Source organism: Kitasatospora sp. NPDC023176 (assembly GCF_055560495.1).
Genome location: NZ_JBVHIP010000001.1, coordinates 158,862 through 176,611, shown reverse-complemented (window position 1 = coordinate 176,611; position 17,750 = coordinate 158,862). Strand labels below are relative to the sequence as shown.

General features: G+C 71.5%; 14 protein-coding genes, 1 tRNA gene and 1 riboswitch. Of the genes, 9 read left to right on the top strand and 6 right to left on the bottom strand.

Translation table 11 applies throughout. The features are described from left to right. Positions 1-110: 110 nt before the first annotated feature. Both ACZ3YL_RS01150 and ACZ3YL_RS01145 read right to left on the bottom strand, forming a co-directional pair. A complete protein-coding gene (locus ACZ3YL_RS01150; RefSeq protein WP_465654551.1) occupies positions 111-1,865 on the bottom strand; it encodes an ABC transporter substrate-binding protein in 1,755 nt (584 codons plus the stop codon). A gap of 76 nt (positions 1,866-1,941) precedes the next feature. Further along, positions 1,942-2,913, bottom strand: coding sequence for an ABC transporter permease (locus ACZ3YL_RS01145; RefSeq protein ID WP_465654549.1), 972 nt, complete (start codon positions 2,911-2,913; stop codon positions 1,942-1,944). 304 nt (positions 2,914-3,217) lie between these two features. Further along, positions 3,218-3,312, top strand: a riboswitch (ZMP/ZTP riboswitch). A 22-nt stretch (positions 3,313-3,334) separates the two neighbouring features. Between ACZ3YL_RS01145 and ACZ3YL_RS01140 the strand changes: the two genes are divergently transcribed. Then, positions 3,335-4,801, top strand: a complete 1,467-nt coding sequence (locus tag ACZ3YL_RS01140) for a glycine hydroxymethyltransferase (protein ID WP_465654547.1) — start codon at positions 3,335-3,337, stop codon at positions 4,799-4,801. Between the two features lie 174 nt (positions 4,802-4,975). Here ACZ3YL_RS01140 and ACZ3YL_RS01135 read toward each other — a convergent pair whose 3' ends face one another. Next, positions 4,976-6,409 (bottom strand): aldehyde dehydrogenase family protein, encoded by a 1,434-nt coding sequence (locus ACZ3YL_RS01135; protein WP_465654546.1) that lies wholly within the window; start codon positions 6,407-6,409, stop codon positions 4,976-4,978. Between the two features lie 578 nt (positions 6,410-6,987). Here ACZ3YL_RS01135 and ACZ3YL_RS01130 point away from each other — a divergent pair. After that, complete coding sequence (locus tag ACZ3YL_RS01130; RefSeq protein WP_465654544.1) at positions 6,988-7,962, top strand: class I SAM-dependent methyltransferase; 975 nt, start codon at positions 6,988-6,990, stop codon at positions 7,960-7,962. A gap of 83 nt (positions 7,963-8,045) precedes the next feature. On the opposite strand, the gene ACZ3YL_RS01125 is transcribed toward ACZ3YL_RS01130, so the two are convergent. Next, positions 8,046-9,701, bottom strand: coding sequence for an APC family permease (locus ACZ3YL_RS01125; RefSeq protein WP_188304718.1), 1,656 nt, complete (start codon positions 9,699-9,701; stop codon positions 8,046-8,048). A gap of 294 nt (positions 9,702-9,995) precedes the next feature. Beyond that, a tRNA-Leu gene (locus ACZ3YL_RS01120) sits at positions 9,996-10,080 on the bottom strand. Positions 10,081-10,466: 386 nt separating this feature from the next. Between ACZ3YL_RS01120 and ACZ3YL_RS01115 the strand changes: the two genes are divergently transcribed. Beyond that, positions 10,467-11,033 (top strand): ATP-binding protein, encoded by a 567-nt coding sequence (locus ACZ3YL_RS01115; RefSeq protein WP_465654541.1) that lies wholly within the window; start codon positions 10,467-10,469, stop codon positions 11,031-11,033. A gap of 26 nt (positions 11,034-11,059) precedes the next feature. On the opposite strand, the gene idi is transcribed toward ACZ3YL_RS01115, so the two are convergent. Further along, on the bottom strand, positions 11,060-11,713 hold the full coding sequence (gene idi / locus ACZ3YL_RS01110) for an isopentenyl-diphosphate Delta-isomerase (protein WP_188304720.1): 654 nt from the start codon (positions 11,711-11,713) through the stop codon (positions 11,060-11,062). Between the two features lie 489 nt (positions 11,714-12,202). Between idi and ACZ3YL_RS01105 the strand changes: the two genes are divergently transcribed. The 6 genes from ACZ3YL_RS01105 to ACZ3YL_RS01080 all read left to right on the top strand — a co-directional run bounded on the left by ACZ3YL_RS01105 (position 12,203) and on the right by ACZ3YL_RS01080 (position 17,696). Beyond that, positions 12,203-12,958 (top strand): phosphocholine cytidylyltransferase family protein, encoded by a 756-nt coding sequence (locus ACZ3YL_RS01105; protein ID WP_188304721.1) that lies wholly within the window; start codon positions 12,203-12,205, stop codon positions 12,956-12,958. After that, positions 12,946-14,007 carry an iron-containing alcohol dehydrogenase family protein gene (locus tag ACZ3YL_RS01100; protein WP_188304722.1) on the top strand — a complete coding sequence of 354 codons (1,062 nt, stop codon included), beginning with the start codon at positions 12,946-12,948 and terminating at the stop codon, positions 14,005-14,007. The genes ACZ3YL_RS01105 and ACZ3YL_RS01100 overlap by 13 nt, the downstream gene beginning before the upstream one ends. Positions 14,008-14,098: 91 nt before the next feature. Beyond that, positions 14,099-14,836 (top strand): CDP-alcohol phosphatidyltransferase family protein, encoded by a 738-nt coding sequence (locus ACZ3YL_RS01095; RefSeq protein ID WP_188304727.1) that lies wholly within the window; start codon positions 14,099-14,101, stop codon positions 14,834-14,836. A 127-nt stretch (positions 14,837-14,963) separates the two neighbouring features. Continuing rightward, on the top strand, positions 14,964-15,809 hold the full coding sequence (locus ACZ3YL_RS01090) for a glycosyltransferase family 2 protein (RefSeq protein ID WP_465655232.1): 846 nt from the start codon (positions 14,964-14,966) through the stop codon (positions 15,807-15,809). Between the two features lie 164 nt (positions 15,810-15,973). Next, positions 15,974-16,894: an ABC transporter permease gene (locus ACZ3YL_RS01085; RefSeq protein WP_317621044.1), complete on the top strand. Its 921-nt coding sequence runs from the start codon at positions 15,974-15,976 to the stop codon at positions 16,892-16,894. Next, on the top strand, positions 16,887-17,696 hold the full coding sequence (locus tag ACZ3YL_RS01080; protein ID WP_317621045.1) for an ABC transporter ATP-binding protein: 810 nt from the start codon (positions 16,887-16,889) through the stop codon (positions 17,694-17,696). Before ACZ3YL_RS01085 ends, ACZ3YL_RS01080 begins: the two co-directional genes overlap by 8 nt. Positions 17,697-17,750 lie beyond the last annotated feature (54 nt).

The window sequence follows — 17,750 nt, the reverse complement described above, 5'->3', positions numbered from 1 at the left end:
GCTGTCCTGGGGGGGGGGGGGGGGGAGTGGGGGGGGGGGGGGGGGGGGGGGGGGCGCGGCCGGGTTCCCGCCGCCACCGCGCGGTGGCGGCGGGAACCCGGCCCGCGCCCTCAGGACTTCAGGTACAGCCAGGTCAGCCCGACCGCCCCGTAGATCGGGTGGATGAACGCCCCGCCGACGTTGCTGCCGCGCAGCTGGTTGACGGTCGGGTAGGTGAGCGGAAGCACCGGCAGGTCCTTCATCACGGTCTGCTCCAGCGCGTACAGCTCCTTGGCCTTGGCGCGCGGCTCGCCGATCTGGTTGATCCGGTCGATCTCCCTGTCGACCTCCGGGTTGCGGTAGCGGGCCGAGTTGATGTCGCTGCCGGCCCGGCCGTCGAAGGAGAACGGGATCAGCGTGGACGGTGTCGGCCAGTCGACGGAGCTGGTCTCCTCGAACAGGTCGTACGGCGAGTCGGCCCGGTGCACCTCGTCCAGGTAGGCCTTGGGGTCGATCGGCTTGGGCACCACGGCGAGGCCCGCCTTGGCGAAACCGTCCACCAGCACCTGGGCGACGCGCTGCCCGTCCGGGGTGTTCTTGTACGCGTAGGTCAGGCTCGACGGGGCCTGCGCGGCCTTGGCGAGCGCGGCCTTGGCAGCCTGCGGGTCGCCCTCGGGCTTCGCGGGGTAGAGGTCGTACTTCTGCCAGTCGATCAGCGCGGGCGAGCTGAGCGTAGTGGCCAACTCGCCGGTGCGGGAGCCGCCCTGGACCTGCCGGGCCTGCTGGCGCGGGTACCCGAGGTGCAGGGCCCTGCGCACCTCGACGTCCGGCACCCGCTCGTTGTTGATCACCAGCTGGCTGACGAAGGCGCCCCGGCGGCCGGAGACGACCAGCTCCTTGGCCTTCGGGTCGGTGTCCGCGCTCTGGTACAGCTCGGGGGAGAGCTCGTCGGAGGCGGTGGTGGCGTCGGCGCCGCCGTCCCGCCCGGAGAGGATCTGCTGGTTGCCGTTGAGCGCCTCCTTGCCGTACGTGAAGACGAACCGGTCCGGGTACTGGTTGCGGATCGGGTCGGTCTCCGCCTTCCAGGCCGGGTTGCGCTCCAGCACCATGCGGGTGTTCTGGACGTGCTCGACGATCCGGTACGGGCCGGTGGCGAACGGCAGCCGGTCGTAGTCCGTCCCGGTGTCCTTGTCCCGGCGCACCGGCGCGGAGGAGGACTGCGCGGCCATGTACGGCACGTCGGCCTGCGGCTGCGGGAAGTGGAAGACCAGGGTGCGCTCGTCCGGGGTCTCGATCGCGGCGAGGTCGCCCGCCTGCGGGCCGGCGTACCTGGCGCGCGCCGCCTCGTAGCTGGGCTCGCCGGTGAGCCACTGCGGCCAGTACGGCGGGCCGACCTCGTAGCCCTTCCCGAAGGTGCGCTCGATGCCGTACTTGACGTCCTGGGAGGTGATCGGCTTGCCGTCCTCCCAGGCTACGCCCTCCTTGAGCCGGTACGTCCAGGTGCGCCCGCCGTCGGCCGGGGTGCCGGTGTCGGTGGCCAGGTCGCCGACCAACTTGGCCTTACCATCGACAATTTGATACTGCGTCAGCTGGCGGCCCCAGAGCAGCGAGGCGTTGTAGCCGGCGCCCGCGTAGACCTTCTGCGGGTCCAGGTGGCGGAACTCGACGCTGTTGTACACGTTCACCGTGCCGCCCGGTCGGGCACCGGGGACGGCCGGGGCGGGGCCGGCGCTCTCCCGCTCGGTGCCGAGCGCGGCGGTGAGCGGGGAGGTCTCCTTGGCCGGGGCCCCGTCGGCGGCGGAGCCGGTGCTGCCCGCGCCGGCCGAGCAGGAGGTCGCCAGCAGGACGGTGGCGATGACGGCGAGCGAGGGTTTGGTCCAGCGCATGGCGAATCTCTCCTTGCCCCGACACGTCGGATCGGGGCGGGCTCGGATGGTTGATCGGGTGGAAGGGGGTCAGGGGTCAGCGGGCCCGGCGCGGGTCCAGCGCGTCCCGGACGGCGTCGCCGAGCAGGTTGAAGGCGAGCACGAACACCAGCAGTGCCACCCCGGGGAACACCAGGTAGGTCGGGTCGGCCTGGAAGACCTCCGAGCCGCGCGAGATCATCCGCCCCCAGTCGGGGACGGGCTCGGTGATGCCGACGCCGAGGAAGGACAGTGCGGCCTCGGAGGCGACGAAGGTCGGCACCGCCATGGTGGCGTGCACCAGCAGCTGGGAGCGGACGTTCGGCAGGAGTTCGTGGACCACGACGTGGAACCGGCTCGCCCCCTGCGCCCGGGCGGACTGCACGAAATCCCTTTCCCGGAGCGAGCGGACGGTGGCCCGCAGGGAAAGCGCGAGCGGAATCCAGCCGAACGCGGAGAAAACCAGGATCAGCACCAGGAACTGCATCCACTCCGGCTCCGCGCTGCCCGGATCGACCAGTCGGGACTGGATCACCGGGCTGAGCGCGAGCAGCAGGAGCAGTGTCGGAAAGGCCAGCAGCACATTGGCGACAAAGCCGAACAGCCGGTCCGCGATCCCGCCGAGATAGCCGACGGCGACCCCGGCCAGCACGCCGAGCGTGGTGGTCACGGCGGCCGAGGCGACGGCGATCAGCAGCGAGGTGCGGATGCCGTACAGCAGTTGGGTCAGCACGTCCCGGCCGAGACCGGGCTCCAGGCCGAACCAGAACTCCCCGGAGATCCCGCCGTTCGGCAGCATCGGCTGTCCACCGTCGCTGAGCAGGCCCGGAGCGTTCTGGCCGTAGTGCTCGACCGGGTTCTTCCCGTACAGGGCGGCGATCAGCGGCGCGGCCAGGGCGAGCAGCGGGAACAGCAGGACGACGGCGGTCGCGGCGGCGCCGACCCGGTCGCGCAGCACCCGGCGCAGCAGGCTCGGTGCAGCCGGCCCGGAGGCTGTGCCGGTAACTGCGACTGTGTCGACCGCTGTCATGAGAGCCGTACTCCCCGAATTCTCCGCCGCCCCATGGGTGAGGGTGCGCTGGTGGGCATTTCCGAACCGTCCCCAGGGGTTTCCCGGCGGCTGTTCGAGCGACATCAGATCGGATGCGTCCGATGTTCCGCAAATCACCGGAAGCCGCGTCGGCGGAATTCCTTCCGCACTGTTTCGGGAATTGTGGCGGCTTCATTTCCCCGCAACACGGGCGTTGCGGGAGAACGGACATAACCCGTCGAACCGGACGGCCCGTTCCGCATTCTGAGACCTCCGCCACAGTCCCCGCGGTGTTGGTACGATCCCGGTGGGCCGCGACTGGCGCGTAGGGATGGAATCGACCATCGGGAAGCGGTCCCGTGAATCCTCACGTCGTTGCCGAGCGCCTGGGCCGCCCCAGCATCCCCACCAGGAGACCGCCATGGCCCAGCCCGAGCAGACGCCCCACACCGCAGCCGTCCCCGCGGCCGACACCGCCTTCCGCAGCGCCCTGGACGTCGTGGCCGGCGTCGAGCCGCGGATCGCCGCCGCCATCGGCCAGGAGCTGGCGGACCAGCGCGCCTCGCTCAAGCTGATCGCCAGCGAGAACTACGCCTCCCCGGCCGTCCTGCTCGCCATGGGCAACTGGCTCAGTGACAAGTACGCCGAGGGCACCGTCGGCCGCCGCTTCTACGCCGGCTGCCGCAACGTCGACACCGTCGAGGCGATCGCCGCCGAGCACGCCCGCGAACTGTTCGGCGCCGAACACGCCTACGTCCAGCCGCACTCGGGCATCGACGCCAACCTCACCGCCTTCTGGGCCGTCCTCTCCCAGCGGGTCGAGAGCCCGGCCCTGGAGCGCGCCGCGGTGCGCAACGTCAACGACCTCACCGAGCAGGACTGGGCCCAGCTGCGCCAGGAGCTCGGCAACCAGCGCATGCTCGGCATGTCCCTGGACACCGGCGGCCACCTCACCCACGGCTTCCGGCCCAACATCTCGGGCAAGATGTTCGAGCAGCGCAGCTACGGCACCGACCCGGTCACCGGCCTGATCGACTACGACGCGCTGCGTGAGACCGCCCGTGAGTTCCGCCCGCTGATCCTGGTGGCCGGTTACTCCGCCTACCCGCGGCTGGTGAACTTCCGCAAGATGCGCGAGATCGCCGACGAGGTCGGCGCGACCCTCATGGTCGACATGGCGCACTTCGCCGGCCTGGTCGCGGGCAAGGTGCTGACCGGCGACCACGACCCGGTGCCGCACGCCCACATCGTCACCACGACCACCCACAAGTCGCTGCGCGGCCCGCGCGGCGGCATGGTGCTCAGCACCGCCGAGCTGGCCGAACACGTCGACCGCGGCTGCCCGTTGGTGCTCGGCGGCCCGCTCTCGCACGTCATGGCCGCCAAGGCCGTCGCCCTCGCCGAGGCCCGCCGCCCCGAGTTCCAGGCCTACGCCCGCGCCGTGGTCGACAACGCCCAGGCGCTGGCCGAGGGCCTGTTGCGCCGCGGTGGCAAGCTGGTCACCGGCGGCACCGACAACCACCTGGTGCTCGCGGACGTCTCCGGCTACGGCCTGACGGGCCGTCAGGCCGAGGCGGCGCTGCTGGAGTCGGGCGTCGTCACCAACCGCAACTCCGTTCCGCAGGACCCGAACGGCGCCTGGTACACCTCGGGCGTGCGGCTGGGCACCCCGGCGCTCACCACCCGGGGCCTGGGCGTCGCCGAGATGGACGAGATCGCCGCCCTGATCGACACCGTGCTGCGCGGCACCACCCCCACCACCGCCGCCAACGGCGCCCCGTCCAAGGCGAGCTACGCCCTCGACGAGTCCCTCCGCGACGGCATCGCCAAGCGCGCCGCCGACCTCCTCGCGCCCTTCCCGCTCTACCCGGGCGTCGACCTGGTCTGACCGGGCCGGCCCGGCCTGACCGGTTCTGACCCGGCCTGTCCGACCGGGCCCGACCAGGTCCGGCCGAGCGCGACCAGGTCCGAGCGAGCCTGACCAGGTCCGGCCGGGCCCGGCGCAGGACGGCCGCAACCCGGGGCTGCCGAAGGGAAGTTCGGCAGCCCCGGCCCAACCCGTCTAGTACTGCAGCGACTTGTACTGAAGGAACTCCTCCAGCCCGTGCCGGCCCAGTTCGCGGCCGAGCCCGGAGTCCTTGTAACCGCCGAACGGGGCCAGCGGGTTGAACCGGCCGCCGTTGAGATCGACCTGGCCGGTGTCCAGCCGGCGGGCGAAGGCGGCGGCGGTGCCGGTGTCCGCGGCCCAGACGCCGCCCGCCAGGCCGTAGTCCGTGCCGTTGGCGATCTCGACGGCGTGGTCCTCGTCGCGGTAGGCGAGAACGGTCAGAACCGGGCCGAAGATCTCCTCCTGGGCCACCGCCATGTCCGGGGTGACGTCGGCGAGGACGGTCGGGCGGACGTAGCAGCCGGCGGGGAGGTCGGGCAGCGGCTCCGGGCCGCCGGTCACCAGCCGGGCGCCCTGCGCGAGCGCGCCCTCCAGGTAGCCGCGCACCCGGTCCAGCTGTTTGGCGTTGACCAGCGGGCCGATCCGGGTCTGCGGGTCGGCCGGGTCGCCCGGCACGTACTTCTCGGCGGCCTTGGCGGCGATCGCGAGCGCCTCCTCGTACTGGTCCCGGTGCACCAGCAGCCGGGTCCAGGCACTGCACGTCTGACCGGAGTTGGCGAAGACATTGGCGACGTTCACGTTCACCGCCCGGATCAGGTCGGCGCCCGGCAGCACCACGTTGGCGGACTTGCCGCCCAGCTCCAGGGCGACCCGCTTCAGCCCGCGCCCGGCCGTCTCGGCGACCTGCCGGCCGACCGCGGTGGAGCCGGTGAAGGACACCACATCCACCTCCGGATGGGCCGCGAGCGCCGCGCCCGCGACCGGGCCGGTGCCGGTCACCAGGTTGAACACCCCGGCGGGGAAGCCGACTTCGTGCACCAGCCGGGCGAACAGCCGGGCCACCAGCGGGGTGTCCTCGGCCGGCTTCAGGACCACCGGGCAGCCGGCCGCCAGCGCCGGGACGACCTTGGCCACGATCTGGTGCAAGGGGTAGTTCCACGGCGTGATCGCCGCGACCACCCCGGCGGGCTCGGCGAGCACCACCGAGTTGCCGATCCGCTCCTCGAAGGGGTGCTCGGCCAGCAGGGTCAGGTACGAGGTCGCCACCGTCAGCGGCAGCCCGGCGTGCACGGCCCCGGCGAAGCCGACCGGGGCGCCCAGCTCAGCGACCACGGTCGAGGTGATCTCACCCTGGGCGCCGGCGATCCCGTCCCGCAGCCGGGTCAGCAGCGCGAGCCGCTCCTCGCGGGTGGTGGCGGCCCAGCCCCGGGCCGCCCGGCGGGCCGCGGCCACCGCGGCGTCGACATCGGCCGCCGCACCCGCCGGCACGGTGGCGAGCACCTGCCCGTTCGCCGGGTTCAGCACGGTGATCGACCCGGAGTCCCGGGAGGGCCGCCAGGCGCCGTCGATGTACTGGTCGCCGTACTCCGGGTACTCCTGCTGCCGCACGGGTCGTCCTCTCAGCTCGTCAGCCACTTTAACTAACAGCGCTAGTCAGAAGCTCAGTCAAGGCGGCCGGACGGCCGCGCGCAAGAGTCAATCCCGCCGCGTGGGCCGGCCGGTTACCTCCTGGCGAACCGCACGGTGCCCTCGACGGACGGTCCGATCCCGACCGGCGCACCGCCCGGCTCGGCCACCGACCCGGCTCGGGGCTGGAGTTGACGGTGCGTCCGCCGGACGCCCGACCCGGGAGCCCGGCCGACTCCCGCACCGACGGCCCGTCATGCCGATCCATCCGGCGCCCGGACCGGGGCACACGGGGCGTGTGTCACCGGCCGGGCCGGGTTCCCTTCCAGTGGTGGACCCGCAGGTGCCGCGATTCCACAATTCGAGACGCGAAAGGCCTCCTCATCGCCCGGGCACCGCTGTAGATTGCAGCGAACTCCGTGGTGGGGCCTACTGTCGGTGGAGGGGTCGACCCGTGTGCCGCCGGTGGTCCGGTTCGTTCCCCGTGGCCGGGAAGGCCGCCACCGCGCCGAGGTGAGGCTCAGAATCCGCAGGTCATCCGTACCGCTAAGGAGCATCCCGTGACCGACACCGCGTTGAGGGGCGAATCGCAGCGGCCCGGCGAACCGACCGTGTTGGAAGACGTCCCGGGCTGGTTCTGGGACCACGACCGGCACGCCTTCGAGTGGTTCCTCGGCCGGCAGGCCGAGCAGGGCGTCACGGGTGACCTGATGGAGATGGGCGCCTACCTGGGCAGAAGCGCCATCGTGATAGGCGAGCACCTCCGGCCCGGCGAGACCTTCACCGTCTGTGACCTCTTCGACTCGGACGCTCCGGACGACGAGAACTCCACCGAGATGAACGTCTCCTACCGGAAGACCCTCACCCGCTCGGCCTTCGAGGCCAACTACCTGGCCTTCCACGACGAACTGCCGGACATCATCCAGGCCCCGACCTCCGCGCTCGCGGGCGGACGGGTCCCGGCCGGGGCGTACCGCTTCATCCACATCGACGCCTCCCACCTCTACGAGCACGTGGTGGGCGACCTCCAGGTGGCCCGGGTCGCCCTGCGGGACCAGGGCGTCGTGGTGCTGGACGACTACCGCTCCCAGCACACCCCCGGCGTCGCGGCCGCGACCTGGGAGGCGGTGTTCAACCACGGCCTCCGGCCGATCATGCTCACCGAGTGCAAGTTCTACGGCACCTGGGGCGACCCGGAGCCGTTCCAGCGCGAGCTGCTCGACCGGGTGGACCTCGCCGCCGGTTGTCACCTGAGCACCGAGACCCTCAACGGCCGGCAGCTGCTGCGGATGACCGGCAGCTCGGAGGGCATCCGGCCGTTCCGCGGCTCCCGCTACCTGCAGCGACCGGGCGGCGGGCAGCCGGAGTCCCGCGGCGCGCTCCGGACGGCCCAGGACGAGGCCGCGCACGACCTCGCCGTGCGCCGCGCCCGCGCCGCCGAGGCACGCCGACCGGTCAACGTCGCCAAGCGCGCCGCCAAGGACCTCCTGCCCCCGGTCGTCTCCTCGGCGATCCGCCGCGCCCGCCGCGGCTGACCGGCCCCGCTGGGGCACCGACGGCGGCCGAACGCCGAAGGGCCGGTCGGAAACCCGACCGGCCCTTCGAAGCACGTACCCGCTCAGACCCGCGAAGGCTCCGCGTCCCCGGTGGCCCCAGCGGCCTCCGCCGCCGCCTCGACCTCCAGCTCGCGGCGCACCGCGGCCAGCGAGGGGTTGGCCCAGGAACTGGCGACGCCCCAGTAGTAGAACGCCAGACCGATCGCGGCCACGATCAGCAGGTCCCAGCCCTCCGGCAGGTAGCCGTGCCCGCCGAAGTCGGCACTGCCGGCCCAGGAGATCCCGGCCATCACGAACAGGTAGGCGACCATCCAGGCGCCCGCCTTCAGGTGCGGCTTCAGCTCGGCGAACGGCTTGCGCAGCTCGTACCAGGCCCAGATCGGCAGACCGGCGGCCATCAGCAGGATGACCTTGCCGGTGAGCGGCCACTTGGCCCAGTACAGCACCAGCGAGCCGAACACCATGGCGATCGGAGCGATCACCGGCATGGCCTTGAGCTTCACCGGCCGCGGCAGGTCCGGGGCGAGGCGGCGCAGCGCCATCACGGCGACCGGGCCGGTGATGTAGGAGATCACGGTGGCCACCGAGACGATCTCGGCCAGCGAGCCCCAGCCACGGAAGACCGCGAGGAACAGGAAGGCGACCACGAGGTTGAGCACCAGCGCCGGGCGCGGGATGCCGGTCTTGGCGTCGACCTTGCCGAAGATCTTCGGCAGGTGGCCGTTCTCCTGCACGCCGTGGATCATGCGCGAGGTGGTGGCGGCGTAGATCATGCCGGTGCCGGACGGCGAGACGAACGCATCCGCGTACAGCAGCATGGCGAGCCAGTTGAGGCCCCAGGCCATCGCGAGGTCGGCCAGCGGCGAGGTGTAGCCGAGGCCGCCCCAGCCGTTGGCCAGGCCGTCGTCCGGCACGGCGCCGAGGAAGGCGACCTGCAGCGCGATGTAGATCACGAGGGCGATCAGGATCGAGCTGATCACGGCCTTGGGCAGCGACTTGCCGGGGTTGCGGGCCTCGCCGGCCAGGTTGAGCGGCGACTGGAAGCCGTTGAACGCCCAGACGATGCCGGAGGTCGCCACGGCGGTGAACACCGCGCTCCAGCCGTTCGGCGCGAAACCGCCGTGGTCGGTGAAGTGCGAGGTGTCGAAGTGCGCGAAGAGCAGCGCACCGGCGGTGAGTGTCGGCACGACGACCTTGAACACGGTGATCGCCGTGTTGGTCTTGGCGAACAGCGTGATCGCGAACCAGTTCAGCGCGAAGTACACGAGCAGCAGGACGCTGGCCAGCGCGACGCCGCTGACGCTCAGCTCCTTGCCGTCGTACAAGGCCTTGGCCCATCCGTAGTGCCAGGAGCTCATGTACTGGACGGACGCGGTGGCCTCACCCGGGATGACCGAGACGATGGCGATCCAGTTGGCCCAGGCGGCCAGGTAGCCGGCCAGCGAGCCGTGCGAGTACTGGCCGTACCGGACCATGCCGCCGGCCTTGGGGAACATCGATCCCAGCTCGCTGTACGTGAGGGCGATGGTGAGCGCCACGGCGGCGCCGATCACCCAGGCGAGGATCGAGGCGGGGCCGGCCAGCTTGGCCGCCCGCTCGGCACCGAACAGCCAGCCGGAACCGATGATCGACCCCAGCCCGACAGCTGTCAGGCTGATGGTTCCGAGCGATCGGCGGTAGTTCTGGTGTGATGCCGTCGACGAAGCGGGCTCACTCAACGTATCGGTCCTCTCGCTCGGGGTTCAGCGGATGGTGTCGGTGCTTTTACGGTTTTGCATCGGTATTCCGGACAAACCCCAGCAGCCTATGGTCCGAAATGGGGCGAAAACCTCAGGGGAAGCTCAAACCGTCCGATCGTTGCCATCTCGTGTCCGGCTTTCGGGCGTTCGGGACCGCTCGACGAGACCGACGCCACACCGCCGACCGGCAGTGGATCAAGGGGAAGGCGGCCATGGGCCGGAAAAGCAAATTCCCCGTGGGATCCTTTCGGATTCCACGGGGAATTTCGACTGTGTCCGAGGGGGGACTTGAACCCCCACGCCCGATAAAGGGCACTAGCACCTCAAGCTAGCGCGTCTGCCATTCCGCCACCCGGACGGGGTGTGTGCTTCGGGGGATTTTCTCTCGCCCCCTCGGCGACAGAGAGAACATTACCAGGGTTCCGGAGTGCTTCTCACCTGCGTTTCCTCGCCCCCGACCGCGCCCCCGGCCTCGCCCCTCACCGCCGCCCTCGCCGCGCCCCCGGCCTCGCCCCTCGCCGCGCCCCCGACCGAGGCCCGGGGCACCAGGCCCGGCCCGACTGGCTGGGACCCCTCGCGAGCGCGCTCGAATCCCGCCCGAAGCGGTGGTGAGCGCGAAGCAAACGATCGATTCCGCCCCCACCCGTGATCGATACCGGTCGGAAGTGATCCGACACGGGCAACTTGTCGACGGTGCCCCGGCCGCGCCGACCGCTCTCCTAGCCTCTGTGGACCGAGGGCGCCATGAGCGGATCGCCTGATTCCCGGATCGCGGACGAAGCGGACGAAGGGCGGCTGGACGTGGAGCAGATCAGCGGGGCGGCGAAGGCCGAGTCGAGACCCGGCAGCCGAGCCGGCGGGCGGCAGTCCGCCGGCGGTCCCGTCGAGGGCGTGTGGCACTTCCGGGTGCCCGCCGTCGAGGCCTCCGTGCCGCGCACCCGCCACGCGGTGCGCGACCGCCTGCTGGCCCAGGGGATGACCGGGGTGCGCTACCAGGAGCTGGTGGACGACGTGCTGCTGATCGTCTCGGAGCTGGTCGGCAACGCGGTGAAGCACGCGGCCGAGCTGTCACCCGAGGTGACCACCGAGCTGTCGGTGCGCCGGGGCTGGGTGCGGGTCTCGGTCGAGGATGGCGACCCGTACCGGCCGAAGGCCCTGGAGAGCGACACCGGCCGGACCGGCGGGCGCGGCCTGCTGCTGGTGAAGAGCGTCACCCTGCAGGCCGGCGGGGTGTGCGACGTCGAGCACACGGGGGAGGGCGGCAAGGTCATCTGGGCCTCGCTGCCCGTCCCCCCGGAGCCCGGGCGCTGACGACGGCCCCCACGGAGGTGCGGCCGCTACCAGTCCCGGCCGGCGATCTCCCGGATCCCCGGCAGCGCCGCCTCGAAGACGGTCTCGAACCAGACCGAGAACGGCCGCTCGTCCCGCAGCTCGCGCAGTTCCTGGGCGGTGACGAAGGCGAAGTCGTCGACCTCCTCCGGGTTCGGCTCGACCGGCGCGGTGACCAGCCCGACGAAGAGGTGGTTCCACTCCCGCTCGATCATCCCGGAGGCCTCGTCCGGCAGGTCGTAGCGGACCGTCCCGGCCTCGCAGAGCAGCGCCGGTGCGACACCCAGCTCCTCGCCGGTGCGCCGGGCGGCGGCGACGAACGGCGGCTCGTCCGGGTAGGGGTGCCCGCAGCAGGTGTTCGACCAGACGCCGGGGGAGTGGTACTTGCCGAGCGCCCGGCGCTGCAGCAGCAGCCGGCCCTGGCGGTCGAAGAGGAACACCGAGAAGGCCCGGTGCAGCCGGCCCGGCTGCTGGTGGGCCCAGTGCTTCTCGGCGGTGCCGACGGTGACGCCCTCGTCGTCGACCAGTTCCAGCAGGATCTCGGCGCCCGCGGGGGCGGCGGCGGAGGCCCGGGGGTCGACCGTCACGTCTGTCTCCACGTCCAGACCGGTGTCGATCTCGGCGGCGAAGTGGGTCGGGTCGGTCGGCGGACTCTGGGGCATGGGGCCTCTTTCGGGAGCGGGAGCAACGGGAGCATCGGGTGCGTCGGGGGGCACCTGGTGGGGTGCACGGGACGCAGCGGGGGCACCGGCGCCGGCGTCGGGCTCCAGTCTGCCGTATGGGTGGCGGTCCGGACGGGTCCCACGCACAACCGGGCGGATCATGGCCGGGGGGAGTTCCGATCCGTGCAGGGAACGGTCCGGGACGCCCCCGGAAGGGTCATTCGTCCCGAAGGCCAGTTCGGGTTCCGTTCCCATCCTGTTCGATCACGGCACCTCCACTCCGCCGTCACCTCACCGTCTCCGGCCGCGTTCGGGTGGGTCGTCCGGGTCGCCTACCATCACTTAGGACACGCTGCCCGGATCTGTGCCGGTCCGGCGCGCCGCCGCCGGGCCCGGCCGAACGCCGGTCCGGCGGGCGACAGCGCCGTCGGGCCCGTCGGCACATCCCCGCGCGCATCGCACGACGCACGACGGATCAGGAGACCCCGCATGATCGGCCTCGTTCTGGCAGCCGGCGCCGGCCGCCGGCTGCGCCCGTACACCGACACCCTGCCCAAGGCACTGGTGCCGGTCGACGGGGAGCGGACCGTCCTGGACCTCACCCTCGGCAACTTCGCCGAGGTCGGACTGCGCGAGGCGGCGATCGTCGTCGGCTACCGCAAGGAGGCGGTGTACGACCGCAAGGACGCCCTGGAGAGCAAGTACGGCGTCAAGCTCCACCTGGTCGAGAACGACAAGGCCGAGGAGTGGAACAACGCGTACTCGCTCTGGTGCGCCCGTGACCTGTTCGCCGAGGGCCTGCTGCTGGCCAACGGCGACACCGTCCACCCGGCCTCGGTGCAGCGCACCATGCTGGAGGGCAACCGGCGCCTCACCGAGTCCGGCACGGCCCCCGGCATCCTGCTCGCCCTCGACACGGTGAAGAAGCTCGCCGACGAGGAGATGAAGGTCGTCGTCGACCCGGTCGCCGGCATGCGCCGCATCACCAAGCTGATGGACCCGGTCGAGGCGACCGGCGAGTACATCGGCGTCACCGTGATCAACCCGGCCGCCGCCGCCGACCTGACCGACGCGCTGCGCGCCACCTACGAGCGCGACCCGCAGCTGTACTACGAGGACGGCTACCAGGAGATGGTCGACCGGGGCCTGCGGATCGACGTGCAGCCGATCGGCGAGGTGTCCTGGGTCGAGGTCGACAACCACGACGACCTGGCGAAGGCGCGGGAGATCGCGTGCCAGTACTGACCCGGCTGGTCCCGTCGCCGCTGTTCGCCGAGATCCGCCCGGGCGCGCTGGACGCGCTCGGCGGCATCCTGGCGGACCAGCGGCTGTCGGCCTCGGGCCGGATCGCGGTGGCGATCAGCAACGGCTCCGGCGCCGCGATGCGCGAGCGCCTGGAGCCGGCCCTGCCCGGCGCCGACTGGTTCAACGTGGACGACGGCAGCCTCGACAGCGCGGTGCGCTTCGCCGAGGAGATGCGCGGCAAGCACTACGACGCGGTCGTCGGCCTCGGTGGCGGCAAGATCATCGACGCCGCCAAGTACGCCGCCGCCCGGGTCGGCCTGCCGGTGGTCGCGGTCGCCACCAACCTGGCCCACGACGGCATCTGCTCGCCGGTCTCCACCCTCGACAACGACGCCGGCCGGGGCTCCTACGGGGTGCCCAGCCCGATCGGCATCATCGTCGACCTGGACGTGATCCGGCAGGCCCCGCAGCGCTTCGTGGCGGCCGGGGTGGGCGACGTGATCTCCAACATCTCGGCCTGCGCGGACTGGGAGCTGTCGCACGCGGTCACCGGCGAGCCGGTGGACGGACTGGCCGTGGCGATGGCCCGCTCGGCGGGCGAGAACCTGCTGCGGCACCCGGGGAGCACTCAGGACCAGGACCTCCTGACGGCCCTCGCGGAGGCCCTGGTACTGTCCGGCATCGCGATGAACATCGCGGGCAGCACCCGGCCCTCGTCGGGCGCCTGCCACGAGATCTCGCACGCCCTGGACGTGCTGTACCCCAAGCGTTCCGCCCAGCACGGCGAACAGGTGGGCCTCGGCGCCGCGTTCGCCAGCTTCCTGCGGGGCGAGCGCGAGCTGACCGGTCTGATCGTGGAGCGCCTGGCGAGCCACGGCCTGCCGGTGACCGCGGCTCAGATCGGTTTCACCGAGGCGGAGTTCACCGAAGCGGTGCACTACGCTCCCAACACCCGCCCGGGGCGCTTCACCATCCTGGAACACCTCGACCTCTCCCCTTCCGCAATCAGGGACGCGTACGCCGACTATGTCCAAGCCGTCAACAGCTGACCCCTCCACCGCGGGCGCCGAGCGGCCCCCGGTGGACCTGACCCGCCGGCCCTCGATCGAGGAACTGCGCGCGGTGATCCACCCGGAGGGCATGCTCCAGCGCCGCAGCGCCGAGCACTGGGCCGGGCGTCTGTACATGCGGAAGATCTCGCTGCGGATCACCCGCGTGCTGTCGACCGTGACGGCGATCACGCCCAACGGCCTGACCTACCTGATGATGTTCACCGGCATCCTGGCCGGCGCCGCGCTGGTCGTGCCGGGCATCACCGGCGCGGTCCTGGGCGCCCTGCTGATCCAGGTCTACCTGCTGCTGGACTGCGTGGACGGCGAGGTGGCCCGCTGGCGCCGGCAGACCTCGCTGACCGGCGTCTACCTGGACCGGGTCGGCCACTACATGTCCGAGGCGGCCCTGCTGACCGGCCTCGGGCTGCGCGCCACCGACCTGCTGCACCGCGAGGGCGGCGGCTCCCACTGGGAGTGGGCCTTCCTGGGCACGCTGGCCGCGCTCGGCGCGATCCTGATCAAGTCCGAGACCGACCTGGTGGACGTGGCCCGCGCCCGCAGCGGCATGACGGCCGTCGAGGACAGCGCCTCGGTGCCGCGCTCGGCCTCGGTGGCCAGGGCCCGCCGGGCGGCCTCGCTGCTGAAGTTCCACCGCCTGGTCGGCGCGGTCGAGGCTTCGCTGTTCATCCTGGCGGCCGGGATCGCCGACGCCGTGCACGGCGGGCTGTTCTTTACCCGGCTCGCGGTCGTGGTGCTGGCGGCGATCGCCATGCTGCAGACCGTGCTGCACCTGCTGAGCATCGTCCTCTCCAGCAGGCTGCGATGAACGAGCGGAGCGAGTCCATGATCAAGAGGTGCGCGTGTGCGACTGCACCTGCCGAGCGCAGCGAGGTGGGCGCGTGAGCACCTCGACCATCGCGGAGAACTTCCGCCTCGGCGTCGTCATCATCACCATGGGCAACCGGCCCGCCGAGCTCAACGCCCTGATCGAGTCGGTCCGCGCCCAGGAGGGCCCGGCCGTCGAGCTCGCCGTGGTCGGCCAGGGCGTCGAGCTGCCCCCGCTGCCCGCGGGCGTGCGCACCGTCGCGCTGCCGGAGAACCTCGGCATCCCGGGCGGGCGCAACGTCGGCATCGAGCTGTTCGGGCCGGACGGCCGGGAGGTGGACGCCGTCCTCTTCCTGGACGACGACGGGCTGCTGCCGCGCGCCGACTCGGCCCGTCTGCTGCGCGAGGCCTTCACCGCCGACCCGGAGCTGGGCATCGTGTCCTTCCGGATCGAGGACCCGGACACCGGTGTCACCCAGCGCCGGCACGTCCCCCGGCTGCGCGCCAGCGACCCGCTGCGCTCCTCCCGGGTGACCACCTTCCTGGGCGGCGCGAGCGCCGTGCGCTGCAAGGTGTTCGAGCAGGCCGGGCAGCTGCCCGCCGAGTTCTTCTACGCCCACGAGGAGACCGACCTCGCGTGGCGCGCCCTGGACGCGGGCTGGGCCATCGACTACCGGGCGGACGTGGTGCTGCACCACCCCGCCACCTCGCCGGCCCGGCACGCCGCCTACTTCCACAACGTGGCCCGTAACCGGGTCTGGCTCGCGAGGCGGAACCTTCCGGCCCCGTTGGTGCCTCTCTATCTGGGAACCTGGTTTCTGCTGACCGTGGCCCGACGCCCCTCCGCGGAGGGGCTGAAGGCCTGGCTGGGCGGATTCCGGGCGGGCTTCCGCGAACCCTGCGGTGCGCGGCGGCCCATGCGATGGCGGACCGTCTGGCGACTGACCAGGATGGGCCGACCTCCGATCATCTGATTGGATCGAGCGATCGATCGCCGTGGCCGGTGACCACACACCGGCCCGAACCTCCCCCGTGATCCCAGTGGATCCCCCTCGGCGCAAGGCCGGCGGACCCCCGCCGACCGGCCGCCCCGACCGATCCCGCGCGAAGGACGAATGTGTCGACAGTGAGTGAATCCGTGAGCCTCTCAGCCCCGAGGGGGGCGGACGCGGGCCTGACCCCCAAGCAGCTCGCGGACAAGTACGGCTTGTCGGTGAGCGGTGCCCGGCCCGGACTGTTCGCCTACACCAAGCAGCTCTGGGCTCGGCGCCACTTCATCTGGGCCTTCGCCACCGCCCGCCTGGTGGCCCAGTACACCGACGCCAAGCTGGGCCAGCTCTGGCAGGTCGTGACCCCGCTGCTCAACTGCGGCGTGTTCTACCTGGTCTTCGGCGTGATCCTGAAGAGCAAGAACGGATTCCCGCCGCACACCTACATCGCCTGGCTGTGCATCGGCGTCTTCGTCTTCCAGTTCACCCAGAACGCGGTGCAGGCCGGCACCCGGGCGATCTCCGACAACCTCGGCCTGATCCGCGCGCTGCACTTCCCGCGCGCCAGCCTGCCGATCGCGTTCACCGTGATCCAGCTCCAGCAGCTGCTGATCTCGATGGTGGTGCTGGTCGTCACCGTGCTGGCCGCGGGCATCACCCCGGGCAAGACCTGGCTGCTGATCATCCCGGCGCTGATCCTGCAGACGATGTTCAACACCGGCGTCTCGCTGATCTTCGCCCGGATCGGTGCCAAGACCAGTGACATCTCCCAGCTGATCCCGTTCGTGATGCGGGCCTGGATGTTCCTGTCCGGCGTGATGTTCAGCATCCAGGACCGGGTCCACGACTGGCCGGGCTACATCCAGGTGATCTGCAACATCAACCCGGCCTCGGTCTACATGGACCTGCTGCGGCACGCCTTCGCGCCGGTCATCTACAACAAGCACCTGCCCGCACACCAGTCCCTGCCGCCGCACCAGTGGACCTACGGCATCGCCTGGGCGGTCGGGATCTTCGTCATCGGATACGTCTTCTTCTGGAAGGCCGAGGAGGAGTACGGCCGTGGCTGACACCGACCTGAGCAAGCGCGACACCGTGGCGGACACCAAGGTCGCCCGCGAGCCCACCGTCGTCGTCGACGACGTGCACATCGTCTACCGGGTGCACGGCGCCGGCTCCGGCAAGGGCAGCGCCACCTCGGCGCTGAGCCGCATCATCAGCCGCAAGCGCGCCTCCGGCGTGCGCGAGGTGCACGCGGTCAAGGGCATCAGCTTCACCGCGTACAAGGGTGAGGCCGTCGGCCTGATCGGCTCCAACGGCTCCGGCAAGTCGACCATGCTGGCCGCCATCGCGGGCCTGCTGCCGACCGAGAAGGGCGGCATCTACACCAACGGCCAGCCCTCGCTGCTGGGCGTCAACGCGGCCCTGATGAACGAGCTCAGCGGCGAGCGCAACGTCGTCCTGGGCTGCCTGGCGATGGGGATGTCCCCGGCCGACGTGCGGGAGCGCTACCAGGACATCGTGGAGTTCTCCGGGATCAACGACAAGGGCGACTTCATCTCCCTGCCGATGCGCACCTACTCCTCCGGCATGGGCGCCCGGCTGCGCTTCTCGATCGCCGCCGCCAAGACCCACGACGTGCTGCTGATCGACGAGGCGCTGGCCACCGGTGACCAGGCCTTCCAGCAGCGCAGCAAGAAGCGGATCGACGAGCTGCGCGGCTCCGCCGGTACGGTCTTCCTGGTCAGCCACGACAACAACTCGATCCGCGAGGTTTGCGAGCGGACCATCTGGATCGAGGCCGGCGAGCTGGTCATGGACGGCCCGACCGACGAGGTCGTCGGCCGCTACGAGCGCGGCGAGCGCCCGTAGGGCCCCGAAGCGCCCCGGCACCGAAGGGCCGGCCCCGGAACACTCCGGAGCCGG